1 pseudogene is annotated in these 738 nt (G+C 65.9%); it reads right to left on the bottom strand.

The annotated features are described in order from the left end of the window. Window positions 1-738, bottom strand: a pseudogene (locus tag ADL01_RS22645) (alpha-amylase family glycosyl hydrolase); the annotation flags it as partial.

Here is a 738-nt window from a genome sequence, read left to right as displayed (position 1 = left end):
CTCCCGCAGGAAGGCGATGACGGCCGGGTTGGTGGAGGGGAGTTCGGTGTAGGAGCCGAGGCCGAAGGCGGGGTTCTGTTTCCGGATCTCGATCATGCGCCGGGTCCAGTGCAGGAGCGAGGAGGGGGACGACATGGAGGCTTCGACGTTGGTGACCTGGTAGCCGTAGACGGGGTCCATGATCGTGGGCAGGAAGAGGCGGCCGGGGTCGCAGGAGGAGAAGCCGGCGTTGCGGTCGGGGGTCCACTGCATGGGGGTGCGGACGGCGTCGCGGTCGCCGAGCCAGATGTTGTCGCCCATGCCGATCTCGTCGCCGTAGTAGAGGATCGGTGAGCCCGGCAGGGACAGCAGCAGGGCGGTGAAGAGTTCGATCTGGTTGCGGTCGTTGTCGAGGAGGGGGGCCAGGCGTCGGCGGATGCCGATGTTGGCGCGCATGCGGGGGTCTTTGGCGTATTCGGCCCACATGTAGTCGCGTTCCTCGTCGGTGACCATTTCCAGGGTCAGCTCGTCGTGGTTGCGCAGGAAGATGCCCCACTGGCAGTTCGAGGGGATGGCGGGGGTCTTGGCGAGGATTTCCGAGACCGGGTAGCGCGATTCGCGTCGTACGGCCATGAAGATGCGCGGCATGACGGGGAAGTGGAACGCCATGTGGCATTCGTCGCCACCGCTCTGGAAGTCACCGAAGTAGTCGACGACGTCCTCGGGCCACTGGTTCGCCTCCGCCAGCAACACCGTGTC

The sequence above is a fragment of the Streptomyces sp. NRRL WC-3618 genome, assembly GCF_001280005.1.
In the GTDB taxonomy this organism is placed as follows: domain Bacteria; phylum Actinomycetota; class Actinomycetes; order Streptomycetales; family Streptomycetaceae; genus Streptomyces.
Note: the sequence above shows the minus strand (reverse complement) of the source record. Positions and strands in the feature narration are given on the sequence as shown.